17 protein-coding genes are annotated in these 16,894 nt (G+C 60.1%); 13 read left to right on the forward strand and 4 right to left on the reverse strand.

Going from position 1 to position 16,894, the window contains the following annotated elements:
* The first annotated feature begins 17 nt into the window (after positions 1 to 17).
* Complete coding sequence (locus tag G547_RS19330; RefSeq protein ID WP_084645482.1) at positions 18 to 1,445, forward strand: substrate-binding domain-containing protein; 1,428 nt, start codon at positions 18 to 20, stop codon at positions 1,443 to 1,445.
* Positions 1,446 to 1,466: 21 nt separating this feature from the next.
* Here G547_RS19330 and G547_RS0100135 read toward each other — a convergent pair whose 3' ends face one another.
* Positions 1,467 to 2,510 (reverse strand): GGDEF domain-containing protein, encoded by a 1,044-nt coding sequence (locus G547_RS0100135; protein WP_027328110.1) that lies wholly within the window; start codon positions 2,508 to 2,510, stop codon positions 1,467 to 1,469.
* Between the two features lie 198 nt (positions 2,511 to 2,708).
* Between G547_RS0100135 and modB the strand changes: the two genes are divergently transcribed.
* The 3 genes from modB (at position 2,709) to G547_RS0100150 (ending at position 5,382) form a co-directional block, all read left to right on the forward strand.
* Positions 2,709 to 3,389 (forward strand): molybdate ABC transporter permease subunit, encoded by a 681-nt coding sequence (gene modB, locus G547_RS0100140; protein ID WP_027328111.1) that lies wholly within the window; start codon positions 2,709 to 2,711, stop codon positions 3,387 to 3,389.
* Positions 3,386 to 4,477, forward strand: coding sequence for a molybdenum ABC transporter ATP-binding protein (gene modC, locus G547_RS0100145; protein WP_051234495.1), 1,092 nt, complete (start codon positions 3,386 to 3,388; stop codon positions 4,475 to 4,477). Before modB ends, modC begins: the two co-directional genes overlap by 4 nt.
* Before the next feature lie 350 nt (positions 4,478 to 4,827).
* On the forward strand, positions 4,828 to 5,382 hold the full coding sequence (locus G547_RS0100150) for a peroxiredoxin (protein ID WP_027328113.1): 555 nt from the start codon (positions 4,828 to 4,830) through the stop codon (positions 5,380 to 5,382).
* On the opposite strand, the gene G547_RS0100155 is transcribed toward G547_RS0100150, so the two are convergent.
* Together G547_RS0100155 and G547_RS0100160 are read right to left on the reverse strand one after the other, a co-directional pair.
* Entirely contained in the window at positions 5,372 to 6,022 is a 651-nt protein-coding gene (locus G547_RS0100155; RefSeq protein ID WP_027328114.1) for a hypothetical protein, read from the reverse strand. The genes G547_RS0100150 and G547_RS0100155 overlap by 11 nt on opposite strands.
* A gap of 213 nt (positions 6,023 to 6,235) precedes the next feature.
* Complete coding sequence (locus tag G547_RS0100160) at positions 6,236 to 7,564, reverse strand: MATE family efflux transporter (RefSeq protein WP_027328115.1); 1,329 nt, start codon at positions 7,562 to 7,564, stop codon at positions 6,236 to 6,238.
* Positions 7,565 to 8,035: 471 nt separating this feature from the next.
* On the opposite strand from G547_RS0100160, the gene coxB reads away from it, so the two are divergent.
* Genes coxB through G547_RS0100180 form a run of 4 tightly spaced genes read left to right on the forward strand, consistent with a single transcriptional unit; the run spans position 8,036 to position 12,283 of the window.
* Positions 8,036 to 9,181 (forward strand): cytochrome c oxidase subunit II, encoded by a 1,146-nt coding sequence (gene coxB, locus G547_RS0100165; protein ID WP_027328116.1) that lies wholly within the window; start codon positions 8,036 to 8,038, stop codon positions 9,179 to 9,181.
* An 11-nt stretch (positions 9,182 to 9,192) separates the two neighbouring features.
* A complete protein-coding gene (gene ctaD, locus G547_RS0100170) occupies positions 9,193 to 10,743 on the forward strand; it encodes a cytochrome c oxidase subunit I (protein ID WP_027328117.1) in 1,551 nt (516 codons plus the stop codon).
* Between the two features lie 21 nt (positions 10,744 to 10,764).
* The gene (locus tag G547_RS0100175; RefSeq protein ID WP_027328118.1) at positions 10,765 to 11,340 is read left to right on the forward strand and encodes a cytochrome c oxidase assembly protein; all 576 of its coding nucleotides are present in this window, start codon (positions 10,765 to 10,767) and stop codon (positions 11,338 to 11,340) included.
* Positions 11,341 to 11,362: 22 nt separating this feature from the next.
* Complete coding sequence (locus G547_RS0100180) at positions 11,363 to 12,283, forward strand: cytochrome c oxidase subunit 3 (protein ID WP_027328119.1); 921 nt, start codon at positions 11,363 to 11,365, stop codon at positions 12,281 to 12,283.
* A 21-nt stretch (positions 12,284 to 12,304) separates the two neighbouring features.
* Here G547_RS0100180 and G547_RS0100185 read toward each other — a convergent pair whose 3' ends face one another.
* Entirely contained in the window at positions 12,305 to 12,529 is a 225-nt protein-coding gene (locus tag G547_RS0100185; RefSeq protein ID WP_027328120.1) for a DUF2909 domain-containing protein, read from the reverse strand.
* 33 nt (positions 12,530 to 12,562) lie between these two features.
* On the opposite strand from G547_RS0100185, the gene G547_RS19335 reads away from it, so the two are divergent.
* The 5 genes from G547_RS19335 to G547_RS0100210 are packed head-to-tail and all read left to right on the forward strand — an operon-like array spanning position 12,563 to position 16,682.
* Positions 12,563 to 13,324, forward strand: coding sequence for an SURF1 family protein (locus G547_RS19335; RefSeq protein ID WP_051234496.1), 762 nt, complete (start codon positions 12,563 to 12,565; stop codon positions 13,322 to 13,324).
* A 30-nt stretch (positions 13,325 to 13,354) separates the two neighbouring features.
* Positions 13,355 to 13,990 (forward strand): hypothetical protein, encoded by a 636-nt coding sequence (locus G547_RS19340; protein ID WP_051234497.1) that lies wholly within the window; start codon positions 13,355 to 13,357, stop codon positions 13,988 to 13,990.
* 21 nt (positions 13,991 to 14,011) lie between these two features.
* Positions 14,012 to 15,049 carry a COX15/CtaA family protein gene (locus G547_RS0100200; protein WP_245573284.1) on the forward strand — a complete coding sequence of 346 codons (1,038 nt, stop codon included), beginning with the start codon at positions 14,012 to 14,014 and terminating at the stop codon, positions 15,047 to 15,049.
* 29 nt (positions 15,050 to 15,078) lie between these two features.
* Complete coding sequence (gene cyoE / locus G547_RS0100205; RefSeq protein ID WP_027328122.1) at positions 15,079 to 16,014, forward strand: heme o synthase; 936 nt, start codon at positions 15,079 to 15,081, stop codon at positions 16,012 to 16,014.
* 5 nt (positions 16,015 to 16,019) lie between these two features.
* Entirely contained in the window at positions 16,020 to 16,682 is a 663-nt protein-coding gene (locus G547_RS0100210; RefSeq protein ID WP_027328123.1) for an SCO family protein, read from the forward strand.
* The last annotated feature ends 212 nt before the right edge of the window (positions 16,683 to 16,894 follow it).

The raw sequence follows: 16,894 nt of genomic DNA on the forward strand, positions 1-16,894 counted from the left end.
TGAATGAGGAGCAAGCTATGGGTCTGCGTTGTTTGACGCTTGTCGTGTCAGCCTGGCTGTCGCTATCTACCGCCTCGGCAGCGGTCTCTCCCTTTGCCCCGGGGCAATCGGGCCATCTGTTCACCCTGCACGGATCAAATACCGTCGGGGCCCGGTTGGCGCCGGAACTGGCTCGGGATTATCTCCTCGCCAAGGGGGCCGAGTCGGTCAGTATTCGGGCGGGCCAGAAGGAAAACGAATACCGGATTGAAGGCCGAGGGCCCGCCGGTCCCGTGTACATTGATGTGGCGGCCCACGGCTCGGGCACGGGTATGAGCGGGTTGGCCTCGGGCGAGGCTCAGGTCGCCATGGCGTCCCGGCCTATCAAAGCCTCGGAGGAAGCCCTGTTGGCCGACTACGGCCCCATGCGCACTTTCGAGGCGGAGCACGTTGTCGCGATTGACGGGCTGGCGGTGATTGTCCACCGCTCGAACCCGGTCGAGGCGCTGACGGTGGACCAGATCGCCCGGCTTTTCTCCGGTGAAGTGCGCAACTGGTCGCAGGTAGGAGGCCCCGATCGGGCGGTCAGCCTTTACGCCCGGGATAACAAGTCCGGTACCTGGGACAGTTTCAAAAGCATGGTATTGAACGGTCGCTTTGCCCTCAGCCGTGACGCCCGTCGGTTTGAATCCAATGACCGGTTGTCCGACTCGGTGGCGGCCGACCCGGGTGCGATCGGCTTTGTGGGGCTCGCGTCGGTGCGCCAGGCCAAGGCTTTGAGCGTTTCCCAGGATGGTACCCAACCATTGCGGCCCGAGCCCCTGTACGTGGCCACTGAAGATTACGCTCTGTCCCGGCGCCTGTTCATGTACACCCTGCCGGGGCGCACGCCGCCGCTGGTGCGCGAATATATTGAGTATGTCCACAGCCGTGCGGGTCAGGAACGGGTAGCTGAGGTCGGCTTTGTCTCCCAGAACCCCGTGAGCCTTAAGCCGGAGCTGACCGCCCAAGCCCCGGTGTCCTACAAAGCGTTGGTCGGACACGCCGAGCGGTTGTCGATCAACTTCCGCTTTGACGAGGGAAGTTCCCGCCTGGACAACAAAGCCCGATGGGATATCGAGCGGCTGGCCCGTTTTATGACGGCGCCGGAAAATCGGGAGCGGCAACTGCAGTTGATCGGTTTTGGCGACGCCGAGCAGACCGAGCACCGGGCGCTGGTGTTGTCTCAGATGCGGGCTCTTCGGGTTAAGGCGGCGTTGCGGGACCGGGGCATCGATGCCGCCTCGGTGGTTGGCTTTGGCAGTGACCTCCCCGTGGCGGCCAATAAGGAGGGTGTGCGCCTGAAAAACCAGCGTGTGGAGGTCTGGGTTTTTGACGGCAGTGCCTCACAACGTGTCAATGACGCCAAGGATGACATGGAGTTGCGCCGTGCGGCGGAGCGGGATTCCGTGTCCAGCCGGTTGTAACCCAATCGATAGGGGCGCTGGCTAACTGACTTTGTTCCTGCCGGATTGCTTGGAACGGTAGAGCAGCTCGTCCGCCTGCTCTACGGACGAGGCCAGGGCGTCGGCGGTCTCACAGACCGTGACACCGAAGCTGGCGGTGATCGGGTGCTCCTTTTCCTTGATAATAAACGGTTGGCGCGCCAACTGGTCGCGCACCTTTTCCGCCACCAGGCGGGCGTCGTTCAGATCGGTTTTAGGTAACAGCAGAAGAAACTCTTCGCCTCCGGTCCGACAGGCAATGTCCTGGCGACGCAGGGCCTTGCGGAAGTGCTCTGCCACCTGCTTGAGCACCAGGTCCCCGGTATGATGTCCGAATTGGTCGTTCAGTCGTTTGAAGTGATCAATGTCACACATCACCACGCCCATCGGCAAAAACTCCTCGGGTCGATGGGCCAGGTCCCGCCCCAGGTGGGAGTCAATAAAGCGCCGGTTCGGGAGCAGCGTCAAGGGGTCGGTGTTTGCCTGTTTCTCCCGGGTGGCCTGTAACACATCCATTTTTTGGTGGCTGCGTTCGCGGAAATAATCATTGATCCAGGAGACCATTACGACAATCACGACCGAGGCAAAGAACCGGCTGGTTTCCTCCGGGCGGTACTGCGCCGGAATCAGCCCGTCGACAAAGAGCATAATGGCAAGCAGCACCAGTATCAGGGTGTTGCCGATCGCGGCGTTGCGCACACCCAACAACCCGAACAGAATGGCGGGAAAGGGAAACACCCAGTAGAGCGCTGTGTTGGCGTAGCCGCCATGGAAGACCAGCGCCAACACAAACAGCGCGACCAGCAGAGCCTCTATCAGGCAGGCGCGCTCGATGTTTTTCGACCAGCGGTAATAGCCGACGGTGAGCAAAAACGCCGTGGAGGCGCTGAGCAGAATAAGAGCGAGACTGGTGTTTTTGAGCATCAGGTGGCGCAGCCCGTAAAACAGGATGATCGCTCCGGAGATGTAGCTGACGAACGACAGTATGTACTCGCGCCGGTCGTTATCGATTTTGTGTCCCTGACTGTCGCTTTCAAATAAGATCATGTCGCCAACTCGAAATATAGGAGCAACTGCGGAGCCCCGTTCGTGGAAGAGTCCTTGTTGTTCAACGACCACCTGGTCTTCTTTCTAATCCTAGCTCAGGTTGGTTTTTGTGCCACTATTTCGGTGTGCCTTGTTGTCCTTGTTCCCCGGGCGCTCGTGCTACAGTAGCGCCATTATTCGTTGGGAATGTCGTACTCCATGATTCAACCGGCCGACTGGGTAGCACTCGGGATCACACTCAAGCTGGCGGCCCTCACGACACTGATTCTGCTGCTGCTGGGCACCCCCCTGGCGTGGTGGCTGGCGCGCAGCCGCTGGCGCTTTCGTTTTCTGGTGGAAGCACTGGTGGCTCTGCCTCTGGTCCTGCCGCCCACGGTGCTCGGGTTCTACTTACTGCTGGCCCTGGGGCCTCGCGGGCCCCTGGGGGCGGCCTCCCAATGGCTCTGGGGCGAGCCGCTCGCCTTCAGTTTTACCGGCCTGGTTATCGGTTCTGTGGTCTACTCCCTGCCGTTTGTGGTCCAACCGCTGACCAGTGCATTCAACAGTCTGGGTTCTCGCCCTCTGGAAGTGGCGGCCACCCTGCGCGCCGGCACCTGGGACCGGTTTGTTTCGGTGGTGTTGCCCCTGGCGCGCCCGGGGTTTCTTACGGCGGCGGTGCTCGGGTTTGCCCATACGCTGGGAGAGTTCGGCGTGGTGCTGATGATTGGCGGCAACATTCCCGGTGAAACCCAAGTGCTGTCGATCGCCATCTACGACCATGTGGAGAGCCTCGACTACTCGCGTGCCCACTGGCTCTCCGGCGGACTGTTGTTGTTCTCCTTTGTGCTGTTGCTGGCCGTCTACGGCTTCAACCGCCGCCTGTCCCTGGTGAAACCATGATCGATCCGCTGAACCAAAGGGCGGAGAGGCTCACAGTGCAGTTCGAGATCCACCGTGGGGATTTCCGCCTGGCGGTGGATCTCGAGTTGCCGGGGCAGGGCGTCACCGGAGTGGTCGGTCCCTCCGGTTGCGGCAAAACCTCGCTGCTGCGGGCGGTAGCCGGGCTTGACCGGGTAGAAGGGGGGCGTCTGGTATTGGGGGACCAGATTTGGCAATCGCCCACCGGATTTCGCCCCACCCACAAGCGCCGCCTGGGCTATGTCTTTCAGGAAGCCAGCCTGTTCGAGCATCTGTCAGTGCGGGCCAACCTGGAATACGGCTGGCGTCGCATTCCGGCGCGTGAACGCCGCCTGTCACCCGAAACCCTGACGCAATGGCTAAACCTGGGCCCCCTGTTTTCCCGTCCGGTATCGGCCCTCTCTGGTGGGGAGCGCCAGCGACTGGCCATCGGCCGGGCCCTGGCCACCAGTCCGGACCTGTTATTGATGGACGAGCCCTTGGCCTCGCTCGACCCCGCCAGTAAGCAGGCCATTCTTCCCTACCTGGAAACTCTGCATGACAGCCTGTCGATCCCGGTGTTGTACGTCAGTCATGCCCCCGAGGAGGTGGCCCGGCTGGCGGACCATCTGGTGGTGATGGCGCCGGGCCGGGTTCTGGCCTCCGGGCCCCTCAATCAGATTCTCACACGTACGGACCTGCAGCTGGCCCAGGCCGATGACGCCGCTGCGGTGTTGACGGGAATCGTCGACGGCCACGACGACCATTACGCCCTGACCCGCGTGGCGTTGGATGGCGGTATGCTCACGCTCACACGCCAATCTCACCGGCCCGGGCAGCGTGTGCGTCTGCGGGTGGCGGCCCGGGACGTGAGCCTGACCCTGAGTCCGTCGACCGACACCAGCATTCTCAATTGCCTGCCAGTGGCGGTGACCGGCTTGACGCCCCACGATGCCTCGCGGATCACGGTCCAGTTGAATTGTGGCGAGCAACCGCTGCTGGCGAGGGTGACTCGCAAATCGGCGGACGAGCTGCGCCTGGTTGTCGGTACACGCTGCTACGCTCAGATCAAAACCGCCGCGCTGCTGTAACGGCCGGCGTGTCATTCGCGTGTCACATTGCACCAATAGCGTGCGCGGTGGTCGGAGTGCACGCGGCCGAGATCTTTCATGGTGCGAGCAGGAAATTTCGAGTCCGTCTGCTGGCAGGGTGCGGCGCCGACGAGCTACACTCAAAAGGTCGGGAAGCCTTGAATAACCTCCGGAGTCGTCGCGACTGGCATAGTCCTTGCGGCACGAGATTCCAGGTCTGCCGACAGACGTGCAATAAGACCGAGAGATACCAACCACAACGATAATGATCGGGACATCATGACGCTCCGATCCACTGACCGGGGACGCGCACGAGGCGGGGCCCCGGGATCGAAAGGACAACAGCAATTATGGCTAAAAACCTGTACATGTTGCCGGAGGGTTTGCCTAAACCCGAAGAAGACGGCGCTTGCGATCACCTCCAGGGGCTGGCCCTGCCCAGCCTGTCACTGTCCAGCACAACCGGCGAGCCGGTGGACCTCAGCACCATCAATGGGACGGCGGTGGTCTTCTTTTACCCGATGACCGGCAAGCCCGAACAGCCCCCCATGCGGGGCTGGAACAAGATCGCCGGTGCGCGCGGCTGCACCACGCAGTGTTGTGCGTTTCGTGATCGCTACCCCGAGTTCCAGCGCCTGGGGGTGGAAATTTACGGCGTCAGTGCCCAGCCACTCAATGATCAACAGGAGGCGGTCGAGCGCCTGCGCCTGCCCTATCCGCTACTGAATGATTCGGATCTGGCGTTGACCCGGGAGCTGGAGTTACCGACCTTTGACTATGATGGCGCCACGTATATTAAACGACTGACGTTGCTGGTTGAGGGCGGTGTCATTCGGCAGGTGTATTACCCCGTATTTCCGCCGCATTTGAACCCGACGGATATTCTGTCCCAGCTCAGGAGCTGAAGCGCAGATCGATCGCCAGGTCGGCGGCCAGACAGGGCCAGCGGCGCAACTCCTCGGACCAGCCCCGGTCGCGGTGTTGCGCGACGTAGTGCTGAAAGTTCTTGCCCTCGAAGGGATACTCGTTGAGCAATAACTCGGCCGAAAACAGCACGGCCTGGTCGAGCTCGTTGGCGAAAGGCTCGCCAATCAGTTCGTGGGCAATGACGTTGGCGCGGGTGACATCCATGGGAGCCAGGGGGATGCCGCAGTGGCCGATAAACCGGTCGTTGACTTCCTCCAGCAGCCGGTGGGCGAGATAGCTCTCGTCGAGCATGGCCACCAGCTGGCTATGGCTGCTGACCAGGTCGGGCGGTGAGAGGAAATAGTCGCAGGCGATGTTCAGCAGCGGCTCAACCCGGTCGTCGATCCCCGCTTCCCGGGTGATCGCATCAATGGCCAGAATAAAGGCCGGTACATGCTCAATGTAGCGCACCACAAAGTCCCGCAGGGCAGCAGTAGCCTGCTCACGCGGTAATTTGATGGCGCCGTGCAAGTGTCGGGCACGCTGATCCAGTATGCGATTGAGTTGTCCTGTCTCTAGATCCCGTTTTTTCGCTTTTTGAATCAGCGCTTCGATTTGATCGAGCGGTCTGAGACACATGGTGCTGGGGTGGCCCTCCCGGGGCCTGACGCGTTGTTTCTTCTATTTGCTCGCCGTGGGTGTTACCGGTTACGGTCCAAGTTAAATCTTTCTTACGGCGAGGTGGCTTTGTTGCAAGCGATGCCACTTACTAAACTTAATTCAAAAGCGCGCAAATACAAGGCAGTTTTAAGAGCGATTTATTCTAACTATTAGGGGGAAGCGCATTTTACATTACTTAAAAGCCAGCCACTGCTTCTTCCGGCTCAGTTGATAGTATACGAGCCCCAGTAACAAGCCGCGAGCGCCGTTAAAAGCGACGAACGCCACCCAGAGGCCCTGATTCCCCAAGGGTTGCAGCCACCACCACAGCGGTAGAAAGCAGCCACCAGCCGCGATCAGCACCGTGTACTGCATGGCCGCCGTCTGTCCACTGCCGAGAAAGATACCGTCCAACTGATAGCCCCAGACTCCGATCACCGGAATAACGCAGATCCAGACATAGTGCGCCCGAACGATCTCCAGCACTTCCGGCAGGCTGGTAAAGACCCCGGGCCACCAGGGCGCGCCCAGCACGAACAGGGCACTGATCATCAGGCTGCAGGCCAGAGCCCAGGCGCTGCTGCGACGGGTCGCCAGATAAAAGTCGCTGAGCCGACCGGCGCCGATGGCCCGGCCGGCCAGTGCTTCCGCCGCGTGGGCAAACCCGTCCAGGGCGTAGGAGGTCAGGAGCAGGAACTGAAGCAGAATGGCGTTGGCGGCCAGAACCTGATCGCCCATCCGGGCGCCTTGAGCGGCGAAAAACACGAACACCGACAGCAGGCAAAGTGTGCGCACAAACAGGTGGCGGTTCACCCGCATCAGCCGTCCGTAGGCCCGCCAGTGGGTCAGCTCGTTCAGGACCGGCCGGCGCTCCAATCCATTCAGGTGGCGAGCGGTCAGCCAGAGTCCCAGCGTCAGGCCGCCATACTCGGCCAGTACACTGGCCCAGGCCGCGCCCTCGCTGTTGAGTCCGAGCCCGAGAATCAGCAGCGCGTCCAGCAGAATATTCAGACCGTTGGTGGTGAACAGAATCGCCAGAGGGCGGCGAGTGTCCTGGCGACCGATGAACCACCCGACCAAGGCAAAATTCATCAGGCTGGCGGGCGCGCCCCACAGACGGATCCGGGCGTAGTCCAGCGCCAGTGTCTGAACCTCGGGGCTGGGCCCCATCCACTCAAGGGCGATGGGTAGCAGCCAGGGGCCGATAAGCATCAGCAGCAGGGCCAGGGCCAATGCCAGGGCGAGGCTCTGTACCAGCACCCGATGAAGTCCCTCTCGGTCATCGGCCCCCTCTGCCCGGGCGGCGACACTGGTGGTACCCATGCGCAGAAACCCGAAGGACCAGAACAACAGGCTGAGCAGGCTCGCCCCGACCGTCACCGCCCCCAGATACAGCGGGCTGGGCAGGTGCCCGAGAATGGCGGTGTCCACCGCGCCCAGCAGGGGGATCGACAGGTTGCTGAGCATCATGGGCCAGGCGAGTTGCCAGATGTCTCGATGGGTGGGCGCGCGGCGATTCATGGCGTCGGCTGTCCAGTTGTGGGTGGTGCGCGAAGCGGGGTGGCGTCAGGAGCTACGAAAGAGCCGAAGTTTACGCCCTTGCCCGCGGAGAATAAACGGGCCCTAAGGCCATAAAAGCATTGACTTTTTTGCCTCGCTATGGCCTCCTTGTCGTCGGTGGTTGCGACATTTCGCCGCAGTGCACTGGCCGTACCCCGCCATATCCGAACCCGTTGGTTTCCAACCGACAATGACAGACAACTCTGTTGCCGACCGTCCGCAGGATGGGAAGCTGCTACGTCCTGTGGATGGCGAGTGGGTAGTCGGGCGTGCCGTATCACCGAGCGATAAGAGTGCTGACGTGAACAGTGCCGGCGTTAAGATCCAGTAGTATTCAAGCAGTGTTGGAACGAACCAGTACCGAAATGAACAGTACCGAAACAAGTAGTCCCGAACTATAAACATAAGCTAGCTACACGGAGAATTTGGGCGATGTTGAAACGAGCGCATAGGCTGTTTGCCTGGCTGCTTGCCCCTGCCGTGCTGATGATCAGTTATCAGACCCTGGCAGAGAAGGCGGAGTCATTGAAGTTCAATATGACCGAGGGGGTGACGCCGGTCAGCCGCGAAATCCAGAGCCTCCATATGGAGATGTTCTGGTGGTGTGTGGCGATTGGTGTGGTGGTGTTCGGCATCATGTTCTACAGCATGATCATGCACCGCAAATCCCGTGGCGTAAAACCCGCCAATTTCCACGAGAGTACCGGTCTGGAAATTCTCTGGACAGCGATCCCGCTGGTGATTCTGGTCATCATGGCCATTCCCGCCACCAAAAGCCTGATCGAACTCTACGATTCCGAAGAAGCGGATATGACCGTATTGATTACCGGCTATCAGTGGCGCTGGGAATATGACTACGTCGAGAGTGACGTTAGCTTCTTCAGCAATCTCAGCACCCCCCGTGACGAAATTAACGGCTACGCCCCCAAGAATCCCAACTACCTGCTGGAAGTCGATGAGCCCCTGGTCGTCCCGGTCGGGCAGAAAATCCGTTTCCTGGTGACCGCATCGGATGTGATCCACTCCTGGTGGGTGCCGGATCTGGGTGTCAAGCGCGACGCGATCCCCGGCTTCATTAATGACGCCTGGGCGGTCATTGAAGAGCCCGGCATCTATCGAGGCCAGTGCGCTGAATTGTGCGGTAAGGACCACGGTTTTATGCCCATTGTCGTCGAAGCCAAGCCCCAGGCCGAATACGAGGCGTGGCTGGAAGAGAAGCGGGCCGAAGCTGAAGCGCTGGCCGCGCTCACGGAAAAGACCTTTACTTTTGACGAGCTCTACGAGCGGGGTGAAAAAGTCTACGGTCAGTGGTGTGCCGCCTGTCACCAGGCTGATGGTTCAGGTATTCCCGGGACCTTCCCGGCATTGCACGATGGCAGTAAAGCGGTCGGTCCGATCGAAGAGCATATCGACGTGGTCGTCAACGGGGTGCCCGGTACCGCGATGCAGGCGTTTGGCGAGCAGCTCAGCGAAGTGGATATTGCCGCCGTTGTGACTTACGAGCGCAACGCCTGGGGCAACAATATGGGCGACCAAGCCCAGCCCATTGATATTTATAACCACAAACAGGGCAACTAGGAGGTATCGCAATGGCTCACGGCCCCGCAAAAGGTATTACTCGCTGGTTGTATACCACCAACCACAAAGACATCGGCAGCATGTACCTCTGGTTCAGCTTCGCCATGTTCTTCCTGGGTGGCATTTTTGCCTTGGTGATCCGCGCCGAGCTGTTCCAGCCCGGCCTGCAGATCGTCGAGCCCAACTTCTTCAACCAGATGACCACCATGCACGGCTTGATCATGGTGTTCGGCGCGGTCATGCCGGCCTTCGTCGGCCTGGCCAACTGGATGATCCCGATGATGGTGGGCGCGCCCGATATGGCACTGCCGCGGATGAACAACTGGAGCTTCTGGATTCTGCCATTCGCATTCCTGATGCTGGTTTCCACCCTGTTCATGCAAGGCGGCGCTCCGAACTTTGGCTGGACCTTCTACGCCCCGCTGTCCACCACCTATGCACCACCTTCGGTGACCTTTTTCATCTTTGCCATTCATATCATGGGCGCAAGCTCCATCATGGGGGCGATCAATATCATCGCCACCATTTTGAACATGCGCGCCCCGGGCATGACCCTGATGAAAATGCCACTGTTCGTCTGGACCTGGCTGATCACGGCTTATCTGCTGATTGCGGTCATGCCGGTGCTCGCGGGCGTGGTCACCATGATGCTGATGGACATCCACTTTGGCACCAGTTTCTTTGATGCCGCCGGCGGCGGTGACCCGGTCCTGTTCCAGCACGTGTTCTGGTTCTTCGGGCACCCCGAGGTGTACATCATGATTCTGCCGGCCTTTGGCATTGTCAGTGCGATCATTCCCACCTTCGCGCGCAAGCCGCTGTTCGGCTACTCCTCAATGGTGTACGCCACCGCGTCCATCGCGTTTCTGAGCTTTATTGTTTGGGCGCACCACATGTTCACCGTGGGCATGCCCATTGCCGGTGAGCTGTTCTTCATGTACGCCACCATGCTGATCGCCGTGCCCACCGGGGTGAAAGTGTTCAACTGGGTTGCCACCATGTTCCGCGGTGCCATGACCTTTGAGACGCCCATGCTGTTTGCGGTGGCGTTCGTGATCCTGTTCACCATCGGCGGTTTTTCCGGCTTGATGCTGGCCATTGCTCCGGCCGATTTCCAGTACCACGACACCTATTTTGTGGTGGCGCACTTTCATTATGTACTGGTGCCCGGCGCCATCTTCTCCATTACGGCGGCGGTGTACTACTGGCTGCCCAAATGGTGTGGCCACATGTACAACGAAGCCATGGGCAAGGCGCACTTCTGGCTGGCCTTCATCGGGCTGAACCTGACCTTCTTTCCCATGCATTTTTCCGGTCTGGCGGGTATGCCGCGCCGGATTCCGGACTACCACATGATGTTCGCTGACTGGAACATGCTGTCCTCGGTCGGCGCCTTCCTGTTTGGCGGTGCCCAGGTGTTGTTCCTGTACATCGTGGTCTCCACCATTTTGAAAGGTAAGAAAGCAACGGCGGAAGTGTGGGACAACCCGGAAGGGTTGGAGTGGACGGTGCCCTCACCGGCGCCTTACCACACTTTCAGCACACCGCCGGAAGTGAAATAGGGCAATTGTGAGGTCGCTGCGATGATACGGCTGCTACCTGAAAATCCCGTGGCCGCGCTCAGCATCAAGCTGGGCGTCGGGGCGGTGGGGATGTTTGTCTTTGCGCTCTGGATCATGCCGCCGCTGTACAACGCGTTTTGTGAAATTACCGGGCTTAACGGCAAAACCGGAGACCGTTACGAGGCGACGAGCGCGGAAGTGGACACCAGCCGGACGATCAAGGTCCAGTTCGTGGCGACCAACAATGAGGGCATGCCCTGGAAGTTCGCACCTAAGGTTCGGACGGTCGAAGTGCACCCCGGTGAGCAGACCCGGATCGACTTTGAAGCGTTCAACCCGACCGATCGGAAAATGATCGGGCAGGCCATTCCGAGCCTGGTGCCTTTCAAGGCAAGCAGCTATTTTCACAAAACCGAGTGCTTCTGTTTCAACCAGCAGCATCTGGCGGCCGGGGAAGGCGCGGATCTACCCATGTTCTTTATCGTGGATCGAGACCTGCCCCAACAAATTCATACCATCACCCTGTCCTATACTTTGTTTGATGTCACGGACCGGTACGGGGATGGCGAAGACAACGTGGCGAGTGTGACACAATAACAACGAGTGCGGAGTAAACACTATGGCGACAAGTGAAGGAACTTATTACGTACCGGAGCAGAGCAAGCTGCCGCTCTGGGCCAGCTTCGGGTTGTTTCTGACCGTATTTGGCGCGGCCAACTGGATCAATGGCAACAGCTCCGGCCCCTACCTGTTCATGGCCGGTGGGCTGGTGTTTGCCGTCGTCCTGTGGAACTGGTTCGGCGCTGTCATCAACGAGAATATGGCGGGCCTGAACAGTGCTCAGCTCAAGCGCTCCTATGTGTGGGGCATGGGGTGGTTCATATTCAGCGAGGTCATGTTTTTCGCGGCCTTCTTTGGCGCCCTGTTTTATATCCGCAATATCGCCCTGCCGGAGTTGGGGGGTGCGATTGATGATACCGCCACCAACGAATTCCTGTGGAAAGGTTTCGAGGCCTCCTGGCCGTTGATGAACACCCCGGCGGAAGCGGTCAGTGGCGATGCGGCCACCGTGAAGGGCCCGGATCAAAGCATGAGTTTTTCCCAGGTGGGCTCCATCTGGAGCTGGTTGCCGTTCTGGAATACCGTGATTCTGCTCAGCTCCAGTGTCACTGTGCACTTCGCCCACAGTGCGATCAAAAATAATGCCCGCCGCGCGTTCAACGCCTGGCTCGGTGCCACCATCGTTCTGGCGATTGTATTCCTGTTTTTGCAGGTGGAAGAATACCTTCACGCCTACCACGAAATGGGCCTGACCCTGCAATCCGGCGTCTACGGCACCACCTTCTTCATGTTGACCGGCTTCCACGGTATGCACGTATTCCTGGGGACCTTCATGCTGACGGTGATGTGGCTGCGCTCTGTGCTGAAAGGACACTTCAAACCCGATGACAACTTTGGCTTTGAAGCGGCCAGTTGGTATTGGCACTTCGTCGATGTGGTGTGGGTCGGTCTGTTCTTCGCCGTTTACATCTTCGGGTAAACCGGCCGTGGGAGCGCGCGCTTAAACGCGCGCGTCCCAAGGTGCAGAGCTGGAAAGAATTCCGCTGTAAAAACCGTAGAAAACGCACAACATCATCAGTGTCGCCAGCACGATTCGAATACCCAGGGCGTAGAGGGTGCGTTTGGACTCGGGAATACCGGCGTCTTTCAACAAAAAGCGCAGGCCACTGGTCAGACTGGCCAGAACGCCCACGAAAAGAATCAGGATGATGATCTTCAGCCACATAACGGCTCCAGTTTTTACGCGTTGGATGTAACGGTGAACGCCAATAAAACGCCCGCTCGGAAACAGTTTACCATCGCCTTCCACCGAAAAGTCACGGTGCTATGCCTGCTGACCTTTCCCCTCCTGTTGTCGCTCGGTATCTGGCAACTTCAGCGGGCGGAGGAAAAACGCGAGCGTCAGGCCGAGCTGGAAGCGGTGCAGGCCATGCCGCCACAATCGCTTCCCGGCGCCGACCCGGCGCAACTGGCCGAACACCGGCGGCTGATCCTGACCGGGCGTTATTGGCAGGGGCGCAACTGGCTGCTGGACAATCGCCAACGCGACGCTCAGGTCGGTTTTGAGGTGGTGAGTCCTTTTGAATTGAGTGATGGAACGGTGCTGTTGGTCAACCGCGGTTGGGTGGCGGGCGAACCGGATCGCAGCGCATTGCCGAACCCGGGGGTACCGGAGGGAGAAGTGACACTGTTCGGTGACTGGTGGTCTCCGAGTGAACATCCACTGCTTGAGGGTGAGCCCGCCGGTGATGGCTGGCCCAAAGTCATTCTGGCCATCGCGCCACAGGTTATGGCGGACACACTGGGCGAACCCTTGTACGGACACTACGTCAAACTCGATGATGGCAGCCCCGGGGCGCTGACGACCGACTGGCAGCAATACGAAATCAGCGCCGCCAAGCACTTGGGCTACGCGGTGCAGTGGTTCGCCATGGCGCTGGCCGTGGTGTTGTGGTTTGTCCTGACGACGACAAAGCGCTGGCACCCGTGGCGCGGAAAAGACGACAACGACGGCGCCTGAAGCGGGCGCGAGCGCAACGAGAGAATTGCTATGAGTGACACCCCCCAGCCCGATGAGCGGGAACGACAGCTCCAACGCCGCGGCCGCATCATCGCCGCCACCCTGATGGCGGTGGTAGCACTGCCGATGGTGCTGGCCTATGTGCTGTACCAGACGGGTGTCGGTATTCCCGATGACCGGGTGAACAAGGGCGATCTGCTCGATCCACCCCAGCGCTTTTCCGAGTGGAAGCCGCGTACGCTCGATGGCGGGCCCTGGCAGCCGGACCCGGAACACAAACGCTGGCGTATTATTGTCCCCATTGCCAGTGACTGTTCCGGCCACTGTGAGGAGAACCTCTACGTGACCCGGCAGGTCCACATCCTCCTGGCCGAGGACGCCTACCGAGTCCAGCGCCTGATCATGCCGATGGATGGCCCCCTCGACGAGGAGATGCGAACCTTCCTGGAGGACGAACACCCCGGCACCGCATGGGTTCGCCCGGATCGAGCTGCGATGATGGCCTCGCTTGAGCAGACCAACCTGCCGCACGCGCCGCTGGAAACCGGGCGGTACTACCTGATGGACCAGGAAGGCTTTGTGATGATGAGCTACACCCCCGAGCACTCGGGCAAAGAACTCTTGAAAGATCTGAAGCGCCTGTTGCGCTACTCATACGAAGACTGACCGGTGCCAGGAGGCAAGCCCTTGTCCGCCATACGATCGCAGAGAAAGAACGGTTATCGCTGGGCGTTGTTCGCCACCGCCCTGTGCGTTGGCGTGGTGGTGCTGGGCGCGTTTACCCGGCTGGCCGATGCGGGGCTCGGCTGCCCCGATTGGCCGGGCTGCTACGGCCACCTGACATGGCCCAAGTCATCCGAGTCGGTCGCCCGGGCGGAAGCCCTGTTTCCCGAATCGCCAGTGGAGCACGATAAAACCTGGCCTGAAATGGTCCATCGTTACTTCGCGGGAACCCTCGGGCTGGTGATTCTCGGTCTGACCATCGCCATGTGGCGGTTCGCCCGGCGCGCGCCCGCCATGCAATATCCCCGGTGGCACGCGACCGGCTTGTTGGCGCTGGTCGTTGTCCAGGCGGCGTTTGGTATGTGGACGGTGACTCTCAAGCTTTGGCCGCAAGTGGTCACTGCCCACCTGCTGGGCGGGTTCGCGACGCTCAGCCTGCTCTGGCTGTTGGCGTTGCGCCTACGCAATCGCCCCTGGTGTGTGTCGGGGAACAGCCATCGGCGCTTGACGGGAATGCGGCCATTGATCTGGCTTGCCCTGGTGACGGTGGTCGGACAGATCGCGCTGGGCGGCTGGACCAGCTCCAATTACGCGGCGCTGGCCTGTACGGATTTTCCCACCTGTCACGGTCAGTGGTGGCCGGCAATGGACTTTGCGCGAGCCTTCAATTTTGCTCAGAGCGTGGGGCCCAACTATCTGGGTGGCTTGCTCGAAGGAGACGCCCGCACCGCGATTCATATGACCCACCGCATTGGCGCGATTGTGGTCACGCTGGTGCTGGCGCTGTTGTTGACGCGGCTGTGGCGCGTGGGTGTCCGCCCGGCGCGTCGGCTGTGCGGTGTGGTCGGTCTGTTGTTGGTGCTACAGATCACGCTGGGGGTGACCAATGTGTTGGCGTCGCTGCCGTTGGCCGTGGCGGTTGCTCACAACGCGGTGGGTGCGTTACTGTTACTGGCAATAGTGACCCTGGCTCACCGCAGTTACTCCGCGATCCGAATCTAGGGCGATAATAAATCCGAGGTACCCCTTCCATGGCGAAGACTCTAGAGAATACCCGAGCATCGGCCGGCCATATCAGCTGGCGGGACTACTACGAGCTGTGCAAGCCCAATGTGGTCATGCTGATGATCCTCACCTCGGTCATCGGGATGCTGCTGGCCGTGCCCGGCATGGTGCCGGTGGATGTCCTGTTGATCGGCAACCTCGGGATCGCCCTTTGCGCCGGCTCCGCGGCGGCGGTGAACCATCTGGTGGATCGCCATGTGGACCAGAAAATGGCTCGCACCTTTAACCGCCCCATTGCCAAGGGACGGGTTGAACCCATGCAGGCGGCCGTTTTTGCACTGATCATCGGTACTCTGGGGATGGCACTGCTGGTGTTGTTCATCAACACCCTGACGGCGGTTCTGACGTTGGTGTCCCTGTTGGGCTACGCCGTGGTTTACACCCTGTTCCTCAAGCGCGCCACGCCCCAGAACATCGTCATTGGCGGCATCGCCGGCGCCGCCCCGCCCCTGCTGGGCTGGACGGCCGTGACCGGTGAAATTCACGGTCACGCCCTGTTGCTGGTATTGATCATCTTCGCCTGGACGCCCCCGCACTTCTGGGCACTGGCCGTGCACCGCAAAGATGAATACGCCAAGGCGGACATTCCCATGCTGCCAGTGACCCACGGCGAGCAGTACACCAAGCTGCACATTCTGCTCTATACCGTCATTCTGGTGCTGGTCACCATGCTGCCCTATATCACCGGCATGCTGAACTGGCTTTACCTTCTGGGGGCACTGGTTCTCGGCGCGGGTTTCCTGTACTGGTCCCTGGCGCTGTTGTTGAGTAAGAACAAGCCCAACGTCGGCATGGACACTTTCAAGTACTCCATCGTCTACCTGATGGCATTGTTTGTGATCATGCTGCTTGATCACTACCTGTTGCCGGTGCCGACGAACTACCTGGCCGCCGGGGTGTGACGCCTATGGCACCCGAGGTCGATCGCAACGCCCAAAAACGTGGCATTCGCCGCACCGTCGCCACTCTGGTGACCATCGTGGCTGTGGTGATTGGCCTGCAGGTGTACAAAGTTACCCGCGAACCGCCCCTGGACCGGGAGGCGCTCCGAGAGCAGGGCACCGTGGTGTTTGACCAGCCCCGGCGCCTGACCGACTTCGAGTTAGTGAACCACCGGGGTGAGCCTTTTACCGATGAAAGCCTGGAGGGCGTCTGGACCCTGGCCTTTTTCGGCTTTACCCACTGCCCGGATATCTGTCCGGTGACCATGGCGGAGCTGTCCCGCATGATGGATGAGCTCAGCCCCGAGCGGGCCGCCGACACTCAGGTTTTACTGGTGACCCTGGACCCGGCGCGCGATACCCCAGAGGTATTGGCGGAATACGTTCCCTATTTCCACGAGGACTTCGTCGGCGTTACCGGGGATTTCCTGACCCTGAAGCGCTTCGCGAATGAGGCCAACGTGGCGTTCGCCAAGGTTACGCTGGAAAACGATTACACCATCGACCACGGTGGCCAGGTGGTCCTGTTCAACCCCCGGGGCGACTACCACGCCTTCTTCAAACCCCCCTTTGATCCGGCGAAAATGGCGGAACACTACCGCGTTATCTCCGACGCATTCCCCCACTAGAACCTCGCCCCAGCTTCGTCACCATTATCTCTCCCAGGCGTCTCGCCGTCTTAGCGGCGGCCGAATATGTCTACGGCGGCCTGGTTCTATAGCTCTGTCCGTTTTCCGGGTTGGCACGAAAAACATCCAAATCCGCCTGCTTTAAAGATGTTTCACATAAGAAATTGTTTGCACCAATAAAACATTTGAGCTATAACTGACTTATGGCCGAG

Source organism: Marinimicrobium agarilyticum DSM 16975, from assembly GCF_000423345.1.
GTDB lineage: Bacteria > Pseudomonadota > Gammaproteobacteria > Pseudomonadales > Cellvibrionaceae > Marinimicrobium > Marinimicrobium agarilyticum.

Coding starts and splice junctions, on each gene's coding strand:
- cyoE (WP_027328122.1), top strand. CDS start 15,079: ATGGCGAAGACTCTAGAGAATACCCGAGCATCGGCCGGCCATATCAGC.
- G547_RS0100155 (WP_027328114.1), bottom strand. CDS start 6,022: ATGTGTCTCAGACCGCTCGATCAAATCGAAGCGCTGATTCAAAAAGCG.
- G547_RS0100135 (WP_027328110.1), bottom strand. CDS start 2,510: ATGATCTTATTTGAAAGCGACAGTCAGGGACACAAAATCGATAACGAC.
- G547_RS0100185 (WP_027328120.1), bottom strand. CDS start 12,529: ATGTGGCTGAAGATCATCATCCTGATTCTTTTCGTGGGCGTTCTGGCC.
- G547_RS0100180 (WP_027328119.1), top strand. CDS start 11,363: ATGGCGACAAGTGAAGGAACTTATTACGTACCGGAGCAGAGCAAGCTG.
- coxB (WP_027328116.1), top strand. CDS start 8,036: ATGTTGAAACGAGCGCATAGGCTGTTTGCCTGGCTGCTTGCCCCTGCC.
- modB (WP_027328111.1), top strand. CDS start 2,709: ATGATTCAACCGGCCGACTGGGTAGCACTCGGGATCACACTCAAGCTG.
- G547_RS0100160 (WP_027328115.1), bottom strand. CDS start 7,564: ATGAATCGCCGCGCGCCCACCCATCGAGACATCTGGCAACTCGCCTGG.
- G547_RS0100150 (WP_027328113.1), top strand. CDS start 4,828: ATGGCTAAAAACCTGTACATGTTGCCGGAGGGTTTGCCTAAACCCGAA.
- G547_RS19340 (WP_051234497.1), top strand. CDS start 13,355: ATGAGTGACACCCCCCAGCCCGATGAGCGGGAACGACAGCTCCAACGC.
- G547_RS19330 (WP_084645482.1), top strand. CDS start 18: ATGGGTCTGCGTTGTTTGACGCTTGTCGTGTCAGCCTGGCTGTCGCTA.
- modC (WP_051234495.1), top strand. CDS start 3,386: ATGATCGATCCGCTGAACCAAAGGGCGGAGAGGCTCACAGTGCAGTTC.
- G547_RS0100210 (WP_027328123.1), top strand. CDS start 16,020: ATGGCACCCGAGGTCGATCGCAACGCCCAAAAACGTGGCATTCGCCGC.
- ctaD (WP_027328117.1), top strand. CDS start 9,193: ATGGCTCACGGCCCCGCAAAAGGTATTACTCGCTGGTTGTATACCACC.
- G547_RS0100175 (WP_027328118.1), top strand. CDS start 10,765: ATGATACGGCTGCTACCTGAAAATCCCGTGGCCGCGCTCAGCATCAAG.